This window comes from Vibrio sp. 10N.261.52.A1, from assembly GCF_002876325.1.
Classification (GTDB): domain Bacteria; phylum Pseudomonadota; class Gammaproteobacteria; order Enterobacterales; family Vibrionaceae; genus Vibrio; species Vibrio chagasii.
This window is the reverse complement of record NZ_MCYD01000758.1, coordinates 4,135-4,801: the sequence shown is the minus strand read 5'-3', so window position 1 is coordinate 4,801 and position 667 is coordinate 4,135. Positions and strand designations below refer to the sequence as shown.

The 667-nt window shown below is 48.1% G+C and carries 1 protein-coding gene; it reads left to right on the top strand.

Going from position 1 to position 667, the window contains the following annotated elements; genetic code table 11:
* Positions 1-667: hypothetical protein (locus BCT81_RS29340; RefSeq protein WP_198596905.1), on the top strand; the 667-nt coding region annotated here is incomplete at both ends.

The following is a 667-nucleotide window of genomic DNA, read 5'->3' as shown; positions in this document are numbered from 1 at the left end:
ATGGTACTTATGCCTTTGTCCTCTTGGACAAACCGATAACTGATTATCAGGTATCGGTGCTGGGATATGATCTGATATTAACCGGTAGTAAGCAGGTAGTTAATATCAAGGATTATTATCGAAATGTTGACATGGCGACATTCCGTACCCCTGACGGGCGTTCTCACGACACTATTTTGCCGAAAGGCGTAAAACGCTACGAGGCGCTTAGCGCGGCTGATGTATGGAAAAAAGATATTGTGCGCTATCTCAATGCCGGTGTTCAAGAAGCTAACGCCAGTCAAGTGGATGATCTTGTCAAAGAGGGCTACCACAAGGAGTTCTGGAAGAACGGCAGCGGCGGCTACCAGCCACCAGAGGGCGTTTTTTCCTATTTTACGACGGTTACCAAAGATGCATCGCAGGAATACACGCTACTGGAACAGCGTGATGCATACAGTGGCGATGGCGTCTGTGTCTATATAGACGGAGAAGGCCGTGTGAAAGTTATCATGCAAAAGGCGGGCGAACGTCAACCTACTCGGATTGAAATCCCGTTGCAAAATGGCGGTCTATTTCGAGCCTTGAACAAGAAAGATCTGGTGGTGACGATGGCTCCTTCCTCTGGGTTTATTCGAGTCAAGAGCCGTATGCATGGCTATTTCGTCACCGTTGCAGAAGGAACCAT